Raw genomic sequence first — 19,408 nt, forward strand, 5'->3', positions numbered from 1 at the left:
TTTTTTCTCGTCTCTCCGGCGGGAGTTGCCGTGTGGAATCGTGATTGGTACCTTTAAGGATGTGAGGGAGCACGAACGACTGCTGAGGAAGGCGGTGCGCCATCTTGCGCGGCACAGAACGAGGGAGGCCCTCTCCCTCCTCAAGCGATGCGTCACGCTCTGTCCGTCGGAAGAGAAGTCGTTCCTGGGACGGGCCTTCCACCTCCTGGGGATCTCCCTCCGCCGGATGGGGGCGTGCGGCCCCGCGCTCCGCGCCTGGCTCGCCGCATATCGCATCCGGAAGGGACCGCGCCTCCGCCGCAGGATCCTCTCCAGCCTCAACGAGTACGGCATGCTGAAGCAGGACACCCCCGAGCAGGACGACTGGAAGGCGTTCTACGCCATCCAGGTGCGGCGGTATCTCTCCTCGAAGCGGAGCGCCCACTTTTCCTCGCGCGCCGAGAAGGACATGATCGACCAGCTCATCTGGGAGTACTGGAGGGATGTCCGCCGGATGTACGACCTTTCCTCGCTCTCCACGGCTCAGAAGCTGCAGGTCTTCCACGACGTCGAGATCGTGTTCCCCTGGATGGTCTTCATTCCCCCCGAGGCTACACCTCTGGATGTCCCGACCCCCGGTTGCACGCCCGGCCGGAAGTGTACGTGTGGGAGTGGCCTCCCGTTCACGCTCTGCTGCGGGCGCACGAAAAACCCCGACGAGCTCTGGATCGGGTCATTTTGACACGGTTTTTCCGCCCGCCGGAGACTCGTGCATAAAATCGACACAGCAACCCGGATACATCGATCGACGAGGAAACGCGTCTTTTGTCTATCTTCTTTCAGAGTAAAAAGATGACAAGGGTGCGTTTGGTGGCATGGATTTTGCTAGTATAGCGGCGGAGGAAGCCATGGAAACTGTCAAGCGAAAGAAGAAAAGACGAGTGCAGGATTCAGGGGATGCGAATGTGCTCTCCCTGTATCTCAAGGAGATCAACAGGATACCCCTCCTCACCCGGGAGGAAGAGGACCACTACGCCCGCCTCGCGGCACAGGGTGATCAGCATGCCAAGGAAAAACTCGTCACCGCCAACCTCAGGTTCGTGGTGAACGTGGCGAAGAAGTACCAGAATCAGGGGCTTCCTCTCGCCGACCTCATAAGCGAAGGGAACATAGGCCTCTTGAACGCCATAGAACGGTTCGATCCCGACAAAGGCTACCACTTCATTTCGTACGCGGTCTGGTGGATCAGGCAGGCCATCCTCAAGGCCATAAGCGAGAAATCCAGGATGATCCGGCTCCCGCTCAACAGGGCGAACGAGCTGGTACAGATCGAGAAGGCGCGGAAGCTCGTGCAGACCGAGAGCGGAGAACACAATGAGATAAAGAAGGTCGCGGAGACCCTGGACTACGACGAGGATCACGTGGCGAACCTCCTCAACCTCTCGAAGGAGTACGTCTCCCTCGACACGCCGGTCTACGAGGATCGGGACTCCGCGATGTTGGGCGACTACCTCAAAGACGAGGCCTCTCGTCCCCCCGAGGACGTGGTCCTCGAGAAGACCCTCCAGGAGGAGATCCAGGAGGTGCTCGCCACGCTCACGGAGAAGGAAGCCGAGATCATCCAGTACCGGTTCGGTCTCAACGGCAGGCATCCCATGTCGCTCAAGGAGATAGGGGACCTGTACAACCTCACCAAGGAGCGCATACGCCAGATAGAGAAGAAGGCGCTCAAGAAGATACAGCAGTCGGAAAAGGCGAAGATCCTCGAGACGTACCTCGCTTCATGAGAGACCCCGGCCTGTCGTTCCGCGGACGGCAGGCCGGTTCACCATATACCCTCGTCCGATTGTCCGGGGTACGGGGAGGCCGGGCGGCCGACCCCGGGAGTGAACGCCTGTTCTAATTCCTGATCTATTAGAAAAGTTTAATTTGTCTTGTGTGTTTGCCCTTTCCATGCTAATATAATCCGGTACACAGATGAATATAATCGGAATTGTTATCTCAACGTATTGAGGGGGAAAGATGAGTCCTAAGTACGTGTACTTTTTCGGTCAGGGAAAGGCGGAAGGCTCCGCCAAGATGCGCGATCTTCTGGGTGGAAAGGGGGCGAACCTCGCGGAGATGACCTCGATAGGGATCCCCGTGCCGCCGGGGTTCACGATCTCTACCGAGGTGTGTGAGCTCTACTATAAGAACGACAAACAGTATCCTCCCGAAGTGAGGGAACAGGTGGAGGAGGCTCTCGCCAAGCTCGAGAAGGCCATGGGACGGAAGCTGGGGGATCCTGAGAATCCACTTTTCGTCTCGGTGCGCTCTGGTGCTGCGATCTCCATGCCGGGGATGATGGAGACCATCCTCAACCTTGGGATGAACGATCAGACCGTTGAGGGCTTCGCCCGGCAGACGGGAAACCCCCGTGTGGCCTGGGACTCCTACCGGCGATTCATCCAGATGTTCGGGAGCGTGGTGAAGGGCATCCCTCACGAGGAGTTCGAGAAGGTCCTCGAGGGCCTGAAGCAGGAACGTGGTGTGGAGCTCGATACCGAACTCACCGCGGATGACCTCAAGGAGCTCGTCTCCCGTTACATGAAACTCTACAAGGAAAAGGTGGGTGAGGAGTTCCCCCAGGATGTGAAGGCCCAGCTGTGGGCCGCCATCGATGCGGTCTTCGACTCATGGGACAACGAGAGGGCCCGCAAGTACAGGGAGATCAACAACATCCGCGGTCTGAAGGGCACGGCCGTGAACGTGCAGGCCATGGTCTTCGGCAACTTCGGGGACGATTCCGGTACGGGCGTGTGCTTCTCCCGGGATCCTTCCACGGGCGAGAACGTGTTCTACGGCGAGTTCCTCATGAACGCCCAGGGCGAGGACGTGGTGGCCGGGATCCGCACACCCGAGAAGCTCTCCGGGCTCGCGGAGAAGATGCCCGAGGTGTACGCGCAGCTCGAGGAGGTCAAGAACAGGCTCGAGCGCCACTACCGGGACATGCAGGACATGGAGTTCACCATCGAGAAGGGCAGGCTCTTCCTCCTCCAGACGAGGAACGGGAAGCGCACCGGTCGGGCTGCGGTGAAGATCGCAGTAGACATGGTGAAGGAGGGGCTCATCTCCCGCGAAGAGGCCGTCATGCGGGTCTCGCCCGAGCACATCGATCAGCTCCTCCACCCCATGCTCGATCCCGAAGCGAAGAAGAAGGCGAGAGCCCTCGCGAAGGGGCTCAACGCCTCGCCCGGCGCGGCCACGGGGAAGATCGTGTTCACCGCCCGTAGGGCGGAGGAGCTCGCGGGCGTCGAGAAGGTGATCCTCGTCCGTAAGGAGACCTCGCCCGAGGATATAGGCGGCATGTACGCGGCCCAGGGCATCCTCACCTCCACCGGCGGTATGACGAGCCACGCCGCGGTGGTGGCCAGGGGTATGGGCAAGCCCAGCGTGGTGGGGTGCAAGGACGTGGTGATCCTCGACGAGGGGCGGTGCGAGATCGGCGGCAGGGAGTTCAAGGAAGGGGACTGGATCACCATCGACGGGACCACGGGTGAGGTGTTCGAGGGGCAGATCCCCCTCGTGGTGCCCGAGATAAGAGGGGAACTCCAGGAGTTCCTCGGGTGGGTGGACGAGATCCGTCTCTCGGCCGTGCGCGAGAACTGCCCCGAGAAGGGATTCAGGGTGAGGACCAACGCGGACACCCCGCAGGACGCCCGGCGGGCGAGGGAGTTCGGGGCCGAGGGGATCGGCCTTTGCCGCACCGAGCACATGTTCTTTGACAAGGGGAAGATAGAGGCCTTCCGCGAGATGATCATCGCAGAAGACCTCGAGGCGAGGAAGAAGGCCCTCGAGAAGCTCCTCCCCCTCCAGAAGGAGGATTTCGTGGGTATCTTCCATGAGATGGCGGGTCTTCCCGTGACCATACGCCTCCTCGATCCGCCTCTCCACGAGTTCGTGCTCATGTCCGAGACCGAGATCGAAGAGCTCTCCAGGAGTTCGGGCGTGCCTGCGGAAAAGATCAGGCAGCGGATAGAGGCCCTCCACGAGATGAACCCCATGCTGGGGCACAGAGGGTGCCGCCTGGGGATCACCTATCCCGAGATCTACGAGATGCAGGCACGAGCCGTCATGCTGGCTGCCTGCGAGGTGGCGAAGGAAGGCAAGCCGGTCTATCCCGAGGTGATGATCCCGCTCGTGGGCATGGAGAAGGAGCTCGTCTTTCTCAAGGAGCGCATCGTGAAGGTGATGGAGGAGGTGAAGAGCTCCTCCGGTGTGCAGGTGTCCTACCGGGTGGGTACCATGATCGAGGTGCCCCGCGCGGCCCTCGTCGCGGAGAAGATAGCCTCCCACGCGGAGTTTTTCTCCTTCGGTACCAACGACCTCACACAGATGACCTTCGGGTTCTCGAGGGACGACGTGGGATCCTTCCTGCCGGCCTACCTCCAGATGGAGATCCTCGAGACCGATCCCTTCGCCTCGCTCGACGAGGAGGGCGTGGGCCAGCTTGTGAAGCTTGCCGCAGAGAAGGGAAGGAAGGCTCGACCCGGCATCAAGCTCGGGATCTGCGGCGAGCATGGCGGAGATCCGGCTTCCATCGACTTCGCCTATCGGGTGGGACTCGACTACGTTTCGTGCTCGCCCTTCCGCGTGCCGATCGCCCGTCTCGCCGCGGCCCAGGCGGTCATCCGGAACAGGAAGTGACAGGCCTTTGGTGTGGTTTGTGAGCGCCGCCGGAGGCGGCGCTTTTTTATCGGCCTGAGGCATGCTAGACTCGAGTCCATGATCACCCGGGGGTGTGATGGAGAAGGGGTCGAGGTTGAGAAGGCCTCTGCTGCAGCGCGTACCATACCACGGCTCTACGACATACTCTTTTCGTGGTATGGTCCACAGGGGTGGTGGCCTCTCCTCTCAAAGGCGGGGACTCCGGGCTACGACGATGAAGGGTACCATCCCGGGATCTACGAGGTCCCGGACGGCATGGGTGCCTTCGAAATCGCGGTGGGCGCTGTGCTCGTCCAGAACACGGCCTGGACGAACGCCCGCAGGGCCCTCGCTGTCCTCCTCGAAAGGTCGCTCTGTTCTCCGGAGCGTATCCTCGGCCTGGAGGAGGAGGCCCTCGCCCGTCTCATCCGACCATGCGGGTACTACACCCTCAAGGCGCGCAGGCTCGCCCACCTCGCCCGCTTCTTTCTCTCCTGTGACGGCCTCCCCGAGCGGAATGCCCTCCTCGGTGTGTGGGGCGTGGGCAGGGAGACGGCCGATTCCATCCTGCTCTACGGCTACGGGGTGCCGGTGTTCGTGGTGGACGCCTATACCCGGCGCATCTTCTCCCGGCTCGGTCTGCTCGCCTCAGACGATACCCCCTACGAGGAAGTACGCTCCGCGGTGGAGGAGGCCGTACCGCCCGATCACGTGTGCTACAACGAGTTTCACGCCCTCCTGGTGGAGCACGCCAAGCGGTTCTGCAGGAAACGGCCCCTCTGCGGGGAGTGCCCGCTTCGCCTTGAGTGTGCCCACCTCTCATCGGCAGGAGGATCTTAGAAGGAGCCCGCACCGGATGGTTGCACTGGTCCGTGGTTGCGTGGTACCTTCTCTACTGTAATATCTAATATCTAACAGCGGACCGAGTCCGACTGTGTCATGTGGTGTGGAGGTGTACGATGAAGATGCAGCCCCTCTGGGATCTCTCCGACGAGGTGGTGGTGATCACCGGCGGTACCGGCATGATCGGTAAGGCCTTTGCCGTGGCCCTCGCAGGCTCGGGAGCGAAGGTGGCGATATGGGGACGGGGTAAGACCGTACCCGTGGAGGCATCGGTGGAGGAGGTGAAGGAGCGCCTCGAAGGGGAGGGAGAGGTCATCGGATGCGCCGTGGACACGGGAGACATGGAGGCCGTGGAGCGAGGCTTCCAGGAGGTCGAGGAGAGGCTCGGCACTCCCACGGTGCTCATCAATGGCGTGGGAGGGAACCGTGGTAAGGCGGGCTTCCTCGAGATGGATGTCTCCTGGTTCGAGGACGTCTTCCGGCTCAACCTGATGAGTGGCATGGTGATCCCCACCCAGGTCTTCGGTCGCAGGTGGGTGGAGAAGAAGGTGCAGGGGAGCGTGGTGAACATCGCCTCCATGGCCTCGTACAAGCCCCTCTCCGGGGTCTACGCCTATGCCGCAGCCAAGGCCGCGGTGATGAACCTCACCATGGGGCTTGCGAAGGAACTCGCACCACACGGCATCAGGGTGAACGCCATCGCTCCCGGGTTCTTCGTGGGCCACCAGAACAGGGAGCTCCTCTACGACGATTACCAGGCAGGTAAGCTCTCCGACCGGGGACGGCAGATCATCGCCCGGACTCCCTTCGGACGCTTCGGCGAGGAGGAGGACCTCTACGGCGCGGTGATCTTCCTCGCGAGCCGGAAGGCTTCGGGCTTCGTTACAGGCGTCACCATCCCCGTGGACGGCGGCTTCCTGGTGGACAACATCTAGGGAAGGAGGCGGAATGCCATGAGAGCCTTCATGGACGAGAACTTCATGCTCCAGGGTGAGGTGGCGAGGGAACTCTACCACGAGACGGCGGCCTCCCTGCCCATCTACGACTATCACACGCACCTGCCTCCCGAGGCCATCCTCGAGGACAGGATATTCGAGGATCTGGGGGAGGTCTGGCTCGGCGGGGACCACTACAAGTGGCGGGCGATGAGGTCCTTCGGGATACCCGAGGACCTGGTGACCGGCTCCGCCTCCTTCAAGGAGAAATACCTGGCCTGGGCGAGGACCGTCCCCTTCCTCGTGGGCAATCCCCTCTATCACTGGACCCACCTGGAGCTCAAGCGCTACTTCGGTATCGAGGATGTCCTTTCCCCGCAGACGGCCGAGAGGATCTATCAGGAGGCCACTTCCCTCCTCAGAACCCCGGAGTTCTCGGTGCGTAACCTCCTCCGAAAGATGGGGGTGAAGGTGGTGTGCACCACCGACGATCCGGTGAGCGACCTCGCCCCGCACAGGGCCCTCGCCGAGGAGGGCTTCGAGGTGAAGGTGCTCCCCACCTTCAGGCCCGACAAGGCCCTCGACTACGGCGACCCCGGCCGCTGGAACGCCTACATCGAGGAGCTCGCTCATGCCGCAGGGATGCGGATTGCCAACCTCCAGGATTATCTGGAGGCCCTCGAGCGGCGGGTTGCGTTCTTCCACTCGGTGGGGTGCAGGATCTCCGACCACGCCATGGTGGCCCCGGTGTACCGGGAGGCGCCCGAGAGCACGATACGTGCGGCCTTCGTACGCCTCAGAGAGGGGCGCGCCCTCGAGCGCGAGGATCAGGAGGCCCTCTATACCCACACCATGCGGTTCCTGGGGAGACTCTATGCCGAACGGGAATGGGCCATGCAGATCCACATGGGAGCGCTGCGGAACAACAGCACCAGGATGTTCCAGACACTGGGACCAGATACGGGCTTCGACTCCATCGCGGACCGGGCCATCGCGGAGCCTCTCTCCCGGTTCCTCGACAGTCTGGATCGTGAGGGACGACTGCCGCGGACCATCCTCTACGTCCTCAATCCCCGCGACAACTATGTGATCGGGACCATGATCGGCAACTTCCAGGACGGAAGCATGCCCGGCAAGATGCAGTTCGGCTCGGCCTGGTGGTTCAACGACCAGCGGGACGGTATGGAAGCGCACCTCCGGGCCCTCGCCAATCTCGGAGTGCTGTCCACCTTCGTGGGGATGCTCACCGACTCCAGGAGCTTCCTCTCGTTCCCCCGCCACGAGTACTTCAGGCGGATCTTCTGCAACCTCCTGGGGGGCTGGGTGGAGGCCGGAGAATACCCGTACGACAGGGAGACCCTCCGTACCATCGTGGAGGGGGTGTGCTATCGGAATGCCTGCTCCTATTTCACGATACCCGTGGAATGAGCCCTCACTCCTCCGCGGGCTGCACCTCCCCCTCCAGGAGCTCCTGAAGGGAGACTCGCTCCCCCCTGTACCCGAAGACCTCGAGGAATGTCTCTTCCCAGGCCCGGGCGATCTCTTCCACTGAGAGCTGCTTTCCCGTCTCCCGTGCGATGGAGGTCACCCCCCTGTCACGGATCCCGCATGGAACGATCCACGAGAAGGCCTCGAGGTCGGTGTGCACGTTGAGGGCGATTCCGTGAAAGGTGATCCCCTCCCGTATGGCGATGCCGATGGCCATGATCTTCCGGTCTTCGACCCAGAGGCCGGGATAGCGCGGATCGCGCTCCGCCCGTATGCCGTAGCGGGCCACCACACGGATCCCCACCTCTTCCAGATGGTGCACCAGCTTCTTCACCGACCGGGGGTGGTGGCGGAGGGAGAGGATGGGGTAGGCGACGAGCTGTCCCGGCCCGTGGTAGGTGACCTCGCCCCCCCGTTCCACCTGTAAGACCGCTACCCCTCGTGAGGCGAGCTCCTCGGGGGGGAGAAGGATTTCGTGGGATGTTTCCCTCGTGCCCATGGTGATCACCGGGTCGTGTTCGAGGAGGAGGAGCACGTCGGGTATGGTACCGGCCGCCCGTTTCCTTCGGAGCGCGTGCTGGAGCTCCCACACCGGGCGGTAGGGCTGTCTTCCCAGCCAGGTGACACACAGGGTGTTCTGCATTGCACATTCCTCCCCGGGCCGCTATAATGCCTCGCCATGAGTATACCACAGAAGCCGAAGAGCTCCCACTGGGCGGACGTCACCGCCTTCAGGATCATCAAGGAGAAGGGGGACAAGCCCCGATACGTCTGTGCCTCGGGGATCACCCCCTCCGGCACGGTCCATATAGGGAACTTCAGGGAGATCATCAGCGTGGAGCTGGTGGTGCGCGCCCTCCGTGATCTGGGGAAGGACGTACGTTTCATCTACTCCTGGGACGAGTACGACGTATTCCGCAAGGTGCCCAAGAACATGCCCAACAGGGAGGACCTCGAGACGTACCTCCGCATGCCCATCACCATGGTGCCAGATCCGTGGGGTAAGGAGGAGAGCTACGCGCGTGCCAACGAGAAGGAGGTGGAGGCGATCCTCCCCGAGGTGGGGATCTTCCCTGAGTACATCTATCAGGCGAAGGAATACACCTCCTGCCGGTATGCCGAGGGGATCCGTCGGGCCCTCGAACGACGTGATGTGATCCGCCGTATCCTCGACAAGTACCGCGCAGAGCCGCTTCCGGACTCGTGGTGGCCGGTGGTGATCTTCTGCGCCTCGTGTCATAAGGACACCACCACCGTGGAGCATTGGGACGGCACCTACGGGCTCTCGTACACCTGCAGTTCCTGCGGGTTCAAGGAGGCCCTGGACTTCAGGAGACAGGGGAACGTGAAGCTGCGCTGGAGGGTGGACTGGCCCATGCGGTGGCGCGAGGAGCAGGTGGACTTCGAACCGGCCGGTAAGGAGCACCACTCGGACGGTGGGTCCTTCGACACTGCGAAACAGATCGTGCGTGAGGTGTACGACCACGAGCCGCCTGTCACCTTTAAGTACGACTTCATAGGGATCAAGGGGCAAGGGGGGAAGATCTCGTCCTCCACCGGGAACGTGATAAGCCTCAAAGACGTGCTCGAGGTGTACCAGCCCGAGGTGGTCCGCTACCTCTTCGCAGGGACCAGGCCCGATACCGAGTTCGCCATCTCCTTCGATCTCGATGTGATAAAGATCTACGAGGACTACGACAAGTGCGAGCGGATCTACTTCGGGAAGGAACAGGTCGACCCCAAGAAGCTCGAGCGGGAACGGAGGACGTACGAGTTTTCCCAGGTGGAACGCGCTCCTGCCTCCATGCCCCTCCAGGTCCCGTTCCGGCACATGACCACCCTGGTGCAGATCTACGAGGGCGATCTCGATGCCCTCATGGCGCAGGAGTTCCCCTCGGTCTCGGGGGAGGAGGCCCGGCGGCTTCGAAGGCGGGCGCAGTGCGCGTGGAATTGGGTGACCACCTACGCCCCGGAGGAGTTCCGGTTCAGCCTCAGGGTGGGGGATGAGAGCATAGAGGACCTCCCCGTTGCCCACAGGAGGGTGGTGCAACGGCTCTACCACCTCCTTGCGGATGGGTGGGACTCCCTCGACGAGGTGAAGCTCGGGGAGGCCATATATGCCTTCTGTGAGGAAGAGGGGATCGCGGCACGAGAGTTCTTCCCCTCGCTCTACCGGGTGCTCCTCGGCAAGGACAGGGGGCCTCGGGCGGCGAGCTTCATCCTCACCGTGGGGAAGGAGAAGATCCTCACCATCCTCGGCCGCTACCTCTAGGCTGCTCCTTCACACCCCCACCGGCTCGGCGGCGGGGGGAGCGAGGTGTATTTTGGCAGGATCCGCTCCCTCTCCTTCGGCCCGGGCCGCGGCTTCCTCCGTGTGGACCACGATGCGCTCGGTGTGGCGGAGGAGGTGGGTGGTGAGGGTGTGCGCCACCGGATGGCCTTCCCCGCGGGGATCGAAGACGAAGGTGGTGGAGGCGCCGATGAGGCGGCCGAGGAACAGGCACACGAGGGCCACGGGGTCGGCTGCGGTGAACACCAGGTGGTCGGGCTGTTCCCGAGAGAGGAGCTCGGCCGCGCCGAGGGGAGAGGGGAGGGGGAGGCTGAAGCCCGGGTCGAGGGGGATCTCGGCAACGATCGGGAGGGATGTCCCCGGGAGGGAGGCCGAGGGTGTCACGGGCAGGACATGGGCCCGGGGGGCCAGGATCCGGATCACCGAGGGATCGGGTCGGCCGTCCTCGGAGAACCAGAGGACCCGGGAGGCCGCGGACGGGGAATTCTGGATCCCCAGGGATGAACGGATGCCCTCGACCAGGTCCCTGTGGGCATACATGTGTCTGAGGCTGGAGAAGAAGGGTGCGATGAGGTAGAGACCGGGCAGGGATGAGGAGAGGCCCACGAGGAGGTCGACGAGATCACCGTCGAGGAGGGCGCCCGCCACCCTGCCGGCGAGCATCCTGAGGAAGGCGTCGGAGACCCTCCGCACGTGGAGGAAGACGCGTTCCAGACGTGCTTCGGAGAGGGCCGTCTCCTTCCCGGAGATGTCTCTCACGAGCTCGTCGAGGATCTCCCCCATCTTTTGACCGCGAAGCTTCCGTCTGAGGTGGGAGTACAGCGCCCGTTCCCTGAGCGAGGGGCGTGCTCCCTCGAATATCTGTCGGGAGAGGGAGAGGAAGAGCGAGCGGCCCCCGCCTCCTCCTCCGGACGTGAGGAAGTCGTAGGCCACCTTGTAGACCGAGAAGACGAGGGAGCGATAGGAACCGTGGGCCCCGGCGGCCTGCGTCCGCTTCTCCCTGATATGGTCGAGGACCTCCTCGGGGGTATGGGCCTCCACGAGGGTGTACGTGTTCCCGATGAAGAGCCCCCCGTGATCGTCCGAGCCGGCCGTGAACCCCTTCACCCAGGGGGTGCTACTGAAGGGTGCGATGTGGTGCTTCCTCTGGAGTCTTTCTATGTGGGCCGGGGTGAGGCTGAGGAGCACCTCCTTCCATGCGTTGTTGAAGTAGCTGTTCCTCCCCCCGTTGATCACCTCGAAGACGTCGAAGAGGAGGATGAGCTTCTCCAGATGCGCCACGGTGAGCCTGTTGTTCACCGGATAGGTGGCGTGAGCCACCGAGTGGGCGATCCCCTCTTCCCTGATGTAGTCCCTGAGCCGGTAGATATTGGGCCTGAGCTTCTCGACCATGCGGAACCGGTGTTCGTCGAGCCCGTAGAGGAGCAGGTGTATCTTGCACCCGTCCTCGGGGAAGTAGGTGGTGGTCTCCACCCCTACGATGACCCTGTCCGGGTACCGCGCCTTGAGGAGGAGCGCCCCCTCGATGCGGTTGTGGTCGGTGATGGTGACGAAGTCCATGCCCCTCTCGAGGGCCATCCTGAAGACCGTCTCCGGGTCGGTGTACGACTCCTTTGCCCCGAGCCGTTGCATGAACCACTCGGAAGGGTGTTCGGAATGTATGGAATGTACGTGCAGGTCTATGCGTTTCATGGATACCTCCCGGTGAGTCTGTACCGTGAGGTGATGTGACGGTGATGAGGGGAAGGTGAAAATTACATGAAAACCCTTCTCGCCTCTTGTGAGGTGTAAAGATCGTCGGGATCGTGGGTACTCCCTTGAGAGAGCCGTATGAAGCGTGCTCAAGGCGAGAATCTTTCTTTAACAATATATGGGAATATAGCCCAAGAAATGGAGGAGCACCTTGTGACCGTGAAGCAGGGAATGTGGTGACTCCCCGTTCGATTTTCCCACTTTCCCCGGAAGCAGGATTCATCGTATAATGGTTATGTTCTATTAGGATACGTGCCGGGAAGGAGTGTGTGATGCGTCACTCGGGTCCTTTGAGGATCGTTCCGGATTTCAGTTTTCCCTTCTCCAAGGTGGTGATATCCCCGCATGAGGGGGTGGATCTTGGGTACATCAGCGCCTGCTATTCCGTGAGGTTCTACGTGAACGTCTCCCTGGATGCGTTCGCGCGGGGGGAGGGAGACGGGATACAGGCCCAGCTCTTTCTGGATCATAACTGCAAGCAGGGGACGGTGGAGATCTCCAGGGCTCTCTGGGAGAAACTCGGAAAACCGAGACAGGCGGTGCTGGTGGCGGACGATACGGGCCAGAAGGTCCTCTTCCTCACGAAAAAGCCTGAATAGGGGGCTCGTCCCGGCCGGAGACGGGTCGTTCGCTCTGCCGGGGGATCCGTTCGGGGAGCGATCCGGAGGGTGATCCTTGACGGGTAACCTCTCTCCATCGGTTAGAGATATTTGACATTTTAGAGATTTTGGATATATACTCGCTATTAGAAAGGGGTTTCATAAGGGGGCCAGGAGCAGGTGGTATGGAGCCTGAGCTGTTTTCCGAGGTCCTCTCCTCTCTTCCCATGGAGGTGGCCATCACCGACGAGGGAGGAAGGATTCTGTGGGCGAACGAGGCTTTCTCACTCCTTACAGGATACGGTCGTACTTCCTCGTCCATGCTCATCCGACAGTTTCTCCTCATGTTCGCAGAGGATCGGCCCGAGGTGTTCGTGAAAGGGGCCGATGGTCAGCTCTCTCTCCGGATACTCACGCGCTGGTCCTTCCACGACGGGAAGAAAGTAGTCTGGTCCTTTGAACGTCTTGTCGCCGATCCGAAGGGGGTGCTCTCCTCTCGCGACAGTCTCACCGGACTCCTGGGGCGTGAATGGTTCTTCAGAGAGGCGGGTTCGCTCCTCGCGGGTGCGAGGTTCGAGGGGACTTCCTTTGTCCTCATGGTGATCGATCTGGACGGTTTCAAGCGGATCAACGATCTCTATGGTCCGGAGGTGGGGGACGAGGTGCTGAGGATCGTGGCGAGGAGGATCACCGGTCACCTCAGGGCCGAGGACATGGTCTCCCGAACGGGGAGCGACGAGTTCGCCGTCCTCCTCCGCGACGTGGCGGATCCTGCAGGGATCGCCCGCCGGGTCCTCGCTTCGATCAGGGAGAGGATGGTGGTGGGAGGGCATGCCCTCTCCCTCTCCGCGAGCATCGGTGCCGGCGTGTTTCCACGGGACGGCCTCTCCCTCGAGGAGCTCGTGGCGGCCGCGGACGCCGCCCTTCTCACAGCCAAGGCACATAGGGATACCGTGTGGTTCTGTACTCCAGAGGTCCGGCGCAGAATAATGCACCGATGGGATATGGAGCGGCAGGTCCTCGATCAGGTTCGTGAGGGACGCATCCACCTCTTCTACCAGCCTATCGTCCGGGTGACTTCAGGGATGCTCGCAGGGGTGGAGGCCCTCTCCCGTCTCCGTGGAGAGGATGGGGCGCTGGTCCTCCCTGAGGAGTTCGTTCCCATCCTGGAGGAGGGGAAGGTGATCCATCTCCTGGGGAGGAAGGTGCTCGCTCTTGCCGTGCTCCAGGGGGAGCTCTGGAAGGCGAGGGGGCTCTTCGTCTCGGTGAATATCTCTCCTCAGGAGTTCCTCCATCCGGAGTTCGTGGACGTGGTACGGGAGGTCCTGGATGCATCGGGGTTTCCCCCGGAACTCCTCATGCTCGAGGTCACCGAGTCTTCCCTCGTGGGGGATGTGGACCGGACCGTGCAGGTCCTCTCCGCCTTGAGGGACGAGGGGATCCGCGTGGCGGTGGACGATTTCGGTACGGGGTACTCGTCGTTCGCGTCCCTCAAGCGGATGCCGGTGGATGTGATAAAGCTGGATCGGCGGTTCCTGCACGGGGTGGAGGAGTCGGAGCGGGATCGGGCGATCCTCGAGGGGATGACGCACATGGCGCACGGGCTCGGGTTGGAGGTGGTGGTGGAGGGGGTGGAACGGGAGGCGCAGCTCGAGATCCTGCGGGAGAGCGGGTGCGACTATGTGCAGGGGTTTCTCCTGGGGCACCCGATGCGGGATGTTGCGATTTCGCACCTGGTGGGCTAGTCTTTGTTCGTGGTTTCTTCGGTAGAGAGGGATGTCTCGAGGCTCTGCGTTTTCGCGGCCGCTCGTGTGGTGTTCGCCTATGTGCACTGTCTCCGTGGTGAGGAGGGGCGTGAGTGGGAGTATGGGGTGCGGTTCCTGAGGGAGGCGCTCGTGGAGGAGGGTGAGGTGGGCGGGGAAGGGGTGGAAGGGGCCTTGGAGGGGGTGCGGGAGCGGGCGGCACGGAGGGCCTGGGAGCGTCAGTGTGGCTACCGGAGGCGGTTCACCACACCGGAGGTGATCGGGAGGGTGATCGAGGCGGCCCGGGATGTGAGGGAGGCGGAGGTGTGGACGACGGGGGCGGTGGGGTTCCGTGTGGGTGTGCAGCGTCTCGCTTCGGCGCTGCATCACGCAGGGGAGTGGGCGGAGGTGGGGGGGGATCGGCCGGGGATGGGGGTGCTGGGAGAGGTGCGGAGGGAGGTGGAGGCGGCGGGGAGGCGGTGGGGGGTCGTGTGGGGGGTGCGGTTCGAGGGGGAACGGCTCGCCTCGGCGCTCGCATCCATGGTGGGGTTGGGGTTCGGGGTGGAGAGGGGGGATGTGGGGGAGGTGTGGGAGTGGGTGAGGGGGGTGGATGGGCGGCTGGGGGAGTGGTGGGGGGAGGGGGTGGGAGCGGAAGGGGAGGATGTGTGGGTGCGGGTGCTGGGGGTGGTGGTGGGGTGGGAGCGGAGGCTTCAGGGGGTGAGGGGGTGCGGTTCCCCCACGAAGAATCCTTGTACGTAGTCCACCGGTATGGTGGCGAGTTTCTCGTAGATCTCCCTGCTCGAGACGAACTCGGCGATGGTCTTCTTGCCCATTATCTTCCCCATGGTGTGGATGCTCTTCACGAGCTGGTAGTCCACCTCGTTCTCCACGATGGTCTGGACAAAGGAGCCGTCGATCTTGAGGAAGTCCACCGGAAGGTGTTTGAGGTAGGCGAACGAGGAAAACCCCATCCCGAAGTCGTCGAGGGCGAAGGAACAGCCCATCTCCCTGAACCGACGTATGAAAAGCGATGCCTTCCTGAAGTTCCGTATCGCGGTGGTCTCCGTGATTTCGAGACACAGCCGTGAGGGAGGGAATTGTGTCTCCTTCAGCCGTCTGAGGAAGAAGTCCGGAAATCCCTCGTCCAAGAGGGTGGCGCTCGAAAGATTGACCGCGAACACCGTGTCCCTGTGGTCCGGAGTGGAGGTGCCGTACTGGAGCACCGCCTCGATGATCCATCGGTCTATGAGGGGCATGAGGTTGTACCGCTCCGCCACCGGGATGAACTCGCCGGGGAGGATGAGGGTCTCCTCTTCCTTGAGCCTCACGAGTATCTCTTTCTTGGGGAATCCGTTGTGCGCTCCCAGGGGGATGATGTCCTGGGCGTAGAGGGTGAGCCGTTCCTCCCTGATGGCCTGCTGGAGTCGGGCGATCCAGTGGAGTTCGCCCAGGCGGTGCTGCACGTCGGTGTCCTCGGGGGAGACGATCCTGAGCCTGTTCCCTCCCTCTTCTTTGGCCACTGCACAGGCGGCGTCGGCCGCGGCGAGCACTCGGTAGATATCTCCATGGCGGGGGGTGATCGCCACCGCCCCTATGCTCACGGTGACGGGCAGGGTCTTGTCCTCCCAGATGAAAGATCTCCTCAGGGAGGTGACGAGCCGGCGCAGGATTCTCTCCGCATCGCCGCTCTTCACTCCCCTGAGGATGATGCCGAACTCGTCGTCTCCTATGCGGGCGATGGTGCTCTCATCCGGGAGCTTCTTCCTGAGGAGATCGGCGGTCTCCTTGAGGAGCACGTCTCCCCCTATGTGTCCGAACACGTCGTTGACCACCTTGAACTGGTCGATGTCGAGGAACGCGAAGGTATCGAGGGGGGTGTCCGGATCGGCCTGTCTCAGGGACTCCTGGAGAGAGGTGAGGAGCTGGGAGCGGTTGAGGAGGCCGGTGAGTGGGTCGTGGACGCTCTGGTACCGTACGATGGTGGAGAGCCGCCGCACCTCGGTGATGTTCCTGAGGACGAGGACGAAGCCCCCGCTCGAAACCGAGGGGAAGGGGAGGGGGTAGGGGTGCTCTTCATCCTCGGTTCGTCCGCTTCCTCCTCGATTCCCTGTCTGGAGCCCTCCCGTGAGGTTGGAGATGGTCCCCTGGACGAAGATGCGCTCCCCTGTGGAGGTGAGGAGGTATATGTGATCGAAGATGATCCCCCCCTCTCGTCCTCGGCTCTCCTGGGCCAGGGAGAGAAAGGGGATCTCTTCCCCCGTATCCACATCGTAGAACCTGATGAACTCGACGAGTGGTTTCCCGACGGCTTCATTGGAGGTGGCGTCGATGAGCTCCTCGGCTCCCGGATTGAGGAAGAGGATCCCTCCATCTTCGTCGAGGAGGATGATGGCCTCCCCGATCGATGAGAAGAGCGAGGAAAGCCAGGTGCGCTGAATTTCCAGCTCCCTGTGGAGGTGATGTCGGAAGAGGCTGAGTTCTATGGTGACGGCCATCTCCCTCTCGTTGAAGGGTTTGAGGAGGTACCCGATGGCCCCCCGGACCTGTTTTATGCGTTCTACGGTAGTGGAGTCCGAGTAGGCGGTGAGGAATATGCTCGGAACGCCGTACTCATCGTAGATCCGCTGCGCAAGTACCAGCCCGTCCTGACCTTCTTCCAGGAGGATGTCCATGAGGACTACGTCGGGGTGGAGATTCCCTATTTTCTCGAGACACTCATCCGCGTTCTGGAACACTCCCTCCACCCGATACCCGAGGTCTTCCAGCCGTCGCTTGATGTCGAGCGCGATGACCGCCTCGTCTTCCACGATTACCACCGCCACCTGCTTCACTGCGGAATGCTCCTGTAGTAGAGTGGTGCTCAAGGTAGAGTATAATGGATGCGAAGGTAAAGTTCAAAGAAACGCAGGACCTCCGCGGGCGCGACCTCTCCGAGTTTCTCGAGTCGCTCTATGCCGCCTACACGAAGGAGGACCTCCTCCCCACGGACCCAGTCTGGTGGGTCCACCGGTACCGGGACCGCGGGGAGCAGGAGGTGGCCGGATGGGTCGCGGCCTCGCTCGCGGTGGGGAAGGTGGAGGCCATACACAGGAGCCTGGGGATCCTCTTCGAGAGGATTCATCCCGGCGAGGTGACGCGCCTCTCGTACCGGGATGCCCTCAGGCGCCTCCGGGGCCTCTCTCACCGTTTCTTCTCCTCGGAGATGCTCGCCTCGTTCCTTGCGGCCACGGGTGAGATCCTCCGGGAGTGGGGCGACCTGGAGACCTGGGCGGCTTCGTGCCGTAACCGTGCGGAAGGGGACATGAGGAAGACCTTCCGGCTCATGAGCGCCTTGTTCCGGGAATGTGCGCCCGGGGATATCGGGATTCTCCTCCCCCTGCCCCGCAGCGGAGGGCCCTGGAAGCGGGTGTGTCTCTTCCTCCGCTGGATGGTGAGGCGTGATGCGGTGGATCTGGGGCTGTGGTCCTCGTTCCCTCCGGAGTCGCTCCTCATGCCGGTGGACGTCCACATCCTCAGGGTCTCGCGGCGGCTCGGGGTGGCGGGGCTGTCTGCCTCCCCCTCGTTTCGTGCGGCAGAGCGGATCACTTCCTTCTTTCGGTCCCTCTCTCCTCGCGACCCCCTCAGGTACGACTTCGCCCTCACCCGATGGAGCATGGGGGTGGAGGCGAGTTTTGTTCCCAAAACAGGGAGAAGCATATTACACTAAGTACATAGTGACACATCCTACACACTACAACCGATTCCAGGAGGGTGTATGAAAAGCGTGAGAGGAACCCGGACCGAGAAGAACCTGCTCATCGCCTTCGCCGGAGAGTCCCAGGCGAGGATGCGCTACACCTACTTCGCGAGCCAGGCGAAGAAGGAGGGGTATGTGCAGATCGCCCTCATCTTCGAGGAGACGGCCAATCAGGAGAAGGAACACGCCAAGCGGTTCTTCTCCTTCCTCGAAGGGGGGGATCTCGAGATCACGGCCTCCTACCCCGCCGGCAGGATCGGGACCACTGCGGAGAACCTGAGGATGGCCGCCGAGGGAGAGCACCACGAGTGGTCCTCCATGTACCCCGAGTTCGCCCGGGTGGCGCGTGAGGAGGGGTTCGAGGGTATCGCGAAGCTCTTCGAACACGTGAGCGTGGCCGAGAAGCAGCACGAGAAGCGCTACAGGGATCTGCTCGAGAACATCGAGAAGGGAAGGGTCTTCAAGAGGGAGAAGCCGGTGATGTGGCGGTGTATCAACTGCGGCTACATCGTGGAGGCCGAGGAGGCGCCGAAGCAGTGTCCCGCCTGTGCCCATCCCCAGGCCTACTTCGAGCTTCTGGGCGAGAACTGGTGAGGAGGGGCTGGAAGCACGTTCCCGTATGGGCTAGGATTGAGGACAGGACGGCGTGCGATGCGCCGTGAAACTCTCCACCAAGGAGCGGTACGATGAAGAAATACGTGTGCGATGTGTGCGGGTATATCTACGATCCCGCCGAAGGAGATCCGGACAACGGAGTGGATCCGGGAACCGCGTTCGAAGATCTCCCAGACGACTGGGTGTGCCCCATGTGTGGGGCGCCCAAGGAGGACTTCTCTCCCTACGAGGAGTGAGCTAAGAAAAAAGAAGGGGCTGCGTACGCAGCCCCTTCTTATGGTCTTACGCTCCCTGGTCGGAGAGGCCCAGAAAGGCCGGCAGGGTGCGGGCGAACTCCCGTATCTCATCCCTCACCCTTCGGTAGACAGCAAGGCGCCTCTCCTCGTCGGTCTCGTCCCTGGTGAGGGAGGGGGGATCGTCGAATCCGCGATGGAGGACCTTCACCCGCGCCGGGAAATAGGGACACGCCTCCCTCGCATGGTCGCACACCGTGATGACGTAGTCGAATTCCTTCACCGGGAGCTCGTCCATGGTCTTGCTCGTGTGTCCCGAAAGCGGGACCCCCGCCTCCTCCATCACCTTCACCGCATAGGGGTTGAGCCCATGGGCCTCAATCCCGGCCGAGTGGACCGAGATGCGGTCCCCGTGGAAGTGGCGTATCCAGGCCTCCGCCATCTGGCTCCGGCAGGAGTTGCCGGTGCAGAGGACGAGGACGGAGAGCTTTCCTTCTTTCTCAGGCATGA

At 62.3% G+C, this 19,408-nt stretch carries 17 protein-coding genes; 13 read left to right on the top strand and 4 right to left on the bottom strand.

All coding sequences use genetic code 11. The features are described 5' to 3' along the window. Window positions 1-40: 40 nt before the first annotated feature. The 6 genes from STHERM_RS02250 to uxaC all read left to right on the top strand — a co-directional run bounded on the left by STHERM_RS02250 (window position 41) and on the right by uxaC (window position 7,871). Entirely contained in the window at window positions 41-721 is a 681-nt protein-coding gene (locus STHERM_RS02250) for a hypothetical protein (protein ID WP_013313268.1), read from the top strand. Window positions 722-887: 166 nt separating this feature from the next. After that, on the top strand, window positions 888-1,766 hold the full coding sequence (locus STHERM_RS02255; RefSeq protein WP_041623170.1) for a sigma-70 family RNA polymerase sigma factor: 879 nt from the start codon (window positions 888-890) through the stop codon (window positions 1,764-1,766). A gap of 235 nt (window positions 1,767-2,001) precedes the next feature. Continuing rightward, on the top strand, window positions 2,002-4,665 hold the full coding sequence (gene ppdK, locus STHERM_RS02260; protein ID WP_013313270.1) for a pyruvate, phosphate dikinase: 2,664 nt from the start codon (window positions 2,002-2,004) through the stop codon (window positions 4,663-4,665). A gap of 78 nt (window positions 4,666-4,743) precedes the next feature. Continuing rightward, window positions 4,744-5,505, top strand: a complete 762-nt coding sequence (locus STHERM_RS02265) for an endonuclease III domain-containing protein (RefSeq protein ID WP_013313271.1) — start codon at window positions 4,744-4,746, stop codon at window positions 5,503-5,505. A 119-nt stretch (window positions 5,506-5,624) separates the two neighbouring features. After that, the gene (locus STHERM_RS02270) at window positions 5,625-6,443 is read left to right on the top strand and encodes an SDR family oxidoreductase (RefSeq protein WP_013313272.1); all 819 of its coding nucleotides are present in this window, start codon (window positions 5,625-5,627) and stop codon (window positions 6,441-6,443) included. A gap of 18 nt (window positions 6,444-6,461) precedes the next feature. Beyond that, on the top strand, window positions 6,462-7,871 hold the full coding sequence (uxaC, locus tag STHERM_RS02275; protein WP_013313273.1) for a glucuronate isomerase: 1,410 nt from the start codon (window positions 6,462-6,464) through the stop codon (window positions 7,869-7,871). A gap of 4 nt (window positions 7,872-7,875) precedes the next feature. Here uxaC and lipB read toward each other — a convergent pair whose 3' ends face one another. After that, complete coding sequence (gene lipB / locus STHERM_RS02280) at window positions 7,876-8,574, bottom strand: lipoyl(octanoyl) transferase LipB (protein WP_013313274.1); 699 nt, start codon at window positions 8,572-8,574, stop codon at window positions 7,876-7,878. Window positions 8,575-8,610: 36 nt separating this feature from the next. Here lipB and lysS point away from each other — a divergent pair, with 36 nt between their 5' ends. Further along, on the top strand, window positions 8,611-10,203 hold the full coding sequence (lysS, locus tag STHERM_RS02285) for a lysine--tRNA ligase (protein WP_013313275.1): 1,593 nt from the start codon (window positions 8,611-8,613) through the stop codon (window positions 10,201-10,203). 9 nt (window positions 10,204-10,212) lie between these two features. Here lysS and STHERM_RS02290 read toward each other — a convergent pair whose 3' ends face one another. Continuing rightward, a complete protein-coding gene (locus tag STHERM_RS02290) occupies window positions 10,213-11,913 on the bottom strand; it encodes a PHP-associated domain-containing protein (protein WP_013313276.1) in 1,701 nt (566 codons plus the stop codon). Window positions 11,914-12,245: 332 nt separating this feature from the next. Here STHERM_RS02290 and STHERM_RS02295 point away from each other — a divergent pair, with 332 nt between their 5' ends. The 3 genes from STHERM_RS02295 (at window position 12,246) to STHERM_RS11685 (ending at window position 15,073) form a co-directional block, all read left to right on the top strand. After that, entirely contained in the window at window positions 12,246-12,572 is a 327-nt protein-coding gene (locus STHERM_RS02295) for a hypothetical protein (RefSeq protein ID WP_013313277.1), read from the top strand. Window positions 12,573-12,757: 185 nt separating this feature from the next. Then, entirely contained in the window at window positions 12,758-14,317 is a 1,560-nt protein-coding gene (locus STHERM_RS02300; protein ID WP_013313278.1) for a sensor domain-containing phosphodiesterase, read from the top strand. Between the two features lie 9 nt (window positions 14,318-14,326). Continuing rightward, entirely contained in the window at window positions 14,327-15,073 is a 747-nt protein-coding gene (locus STHERM_RS11685) for a hypothetical protein (protein ID WP_148223851.1), read from the top strand. Here the strand turns inward: STHERM_RS11685 and STHERM_RS02310 are convergent. Next, a complete protein-coding gene (locus tag STHERM_RS02310) occupies window positions 15,025-17,145 on the bottom strand; it encodes an EAL domain-containing protein (RefSeq protein WP_013313280.1) in 2,121 nt (706 codons plus the stop codon). The genes STHERM_RS11685 and STHERM_RS02310 overlap by 49 nt on opposite strands. A gap of 44 nt (window positions 17,146-17,189) precedes the next feature. Between STHERM_RS02310 and STHERM_RS02315 the strand changes: the two genes are divergently transcribed. The 3 genes from STHERM_RS02315 to rd all read left to right on the top strand — a co-directional run bounded on the left by STHERM_RS02315 (window position 17,190) and on the right by rd (window position 18,901). Beyond that, a complete protein-coding gene (locus STHERM_RS02315) occupies window positions 17,190-18,020 on the top strand; it encodes a DUF2400 domain-containing protein (RefSeq protein ID WP_013313281.1) in 831 nt (276 codons plus the stop codon). A 48-nt stretch (window positions 18,021-18,068) separates the two neighbouring features. Beyond that, window positions 18,069-18,644, top strand: coding sequence for a rubrerythrin (gene rbr / locus STHERM_RS02320; RefSeq protein ID WP_013313282.1), 576 nt, complete (start codon window positions 18,069-18,071; stop codon window positions 18,642-18,644). Window positions 18,645-18,736: 92 nt separating this feature from the next. Next, complete coding sequence (gene rd, locus STHERM_RS02325; RefSeq protein WP_013313283.1) at window positions 18,737-18,901, top strand: rubredoxin; 165 nt, start codon at window positions 18,737-18,739, stop codon at window positions 18,899-18,901. 46 nt (window positions 18,902-18,947) lie between these two features. Here the strand turns inward: rd and STHERM_RS02330 are convergent, their stop codons facing one another. Next, window positions 18,948-19,406 (bottom strand): arsenate reductase ArsC, encoded by a 459-nt coding sequence (locus tag STHERM_RS02330; RefSeq protein WP_013313284.1) that lies wholly within the window; start codon window positions 19,404-19,406, stop codon window positions 18,948-18,950. Window positions 19,407-19,408 lie beyond the last annotated feature (2 nt).

This window comes from Spirochaeta thermophila DSM 6192 (genome assembly GCF_000147075.1).
GTDB classification, from domain to species: domain Bacteria; phylum Spirochaetota; class Spirochaetia; order Winmispirales; family Winmispiraceae; genus Winmispira; species Winmispira thermophila_A.

Coding starts and splice junctions, on each gene's coding strand:
- lysS (WP_013313275.1), top strand. CDS start 8,611: ATGAGTATACCACAGAAGCCGAAGAGCTCCCACTGGGCGGACGTCACC.
- STHERM_RS02330 (WP_013313284.1), bottom strand. CDS start 19,406: ATGCCTGAGAAAGAAGGAAAGCTCTCCGTCCTCGTCCTCTGCACCGGC.
- STHERM_RS02300 (WP_013313278.1), top strand. CDS start 12,758: ATGGAGCCTGAGCTGTTTTCCGAGGTCCTCTCCTCTCTTCCCATGGAG.
- STHERM_RS02290 (WP_013313276.1), bottom strand. CDS start 11,913: ATGAAACGCATAGACCTGCACGTACATTCCATACATTCCGAACACCCT.
- STHERM_RS02295 (WP_013313277.1), top strand. CDS start 12,246: ATGCGTCACTCGGGTCCTTTGAGGATCGTTCCGGATTTCAGTTTTCCC.
- STHERM_RS02270 (WP_013313272.1), top strand. CDS start 5,625: ATGAAGATGCAGCCCCTCTGGGATCTCTCCGACGAGGTGGTGGTGATC.
- STHERM_RS02315 (WP_013313281.1), top strand. CDS start 17,190: ATGGATGCGAAGGTAAAGTTCAAAGAAACGCAGGACCTCCGCGGGCGC.
- STHERM_RS02265 (WP_013313271.1), top strand. CDS start 4,744: ATGATCACCCGGGGGTGTGATGGAGAAGGGGTCGAGGTTGAGAAGGCC.
- rd (WP_013313283.1), top strand. CDS start 18,737: ATGAAGAAATACGTGTGCGATGTGTGCGGGTATATCTACGATCCCGCC.
- uxaC (WP_013313273.1), top strand. CDS start 6,462: ATGAGAGCCTTCATGGACGAGAACTTCATGCTCCAGGGTGAGGTGGCG.
- ppdK (WP_013313270.1), top strand. CDS start 2,002: ATGAGTCCTAAGTACGTGTACTTTTTCGGTCAGGGAAAGGCGGAAGGC.
- rbr (WP_013313282.1), top strand. CDS start 18,069: ATGAAAAGCGTGAGAGGAACCCGGACCGAGAAGAACCTGCTCATCGCC.
- STHERM_RS02255 (WP_041623170.1), top strand. CDS start 888: ATGGAAACTGTCAAGCGAAAGAAGAAAAGACGAGTGCAGGATTCAGGG.
- lipB (WP_013313274.1), bottom strand. CDS start 8,574: ATGCAGAACACCCTGTGTGTCACCTGGCTGGGAAGACAGCCCTACCGC.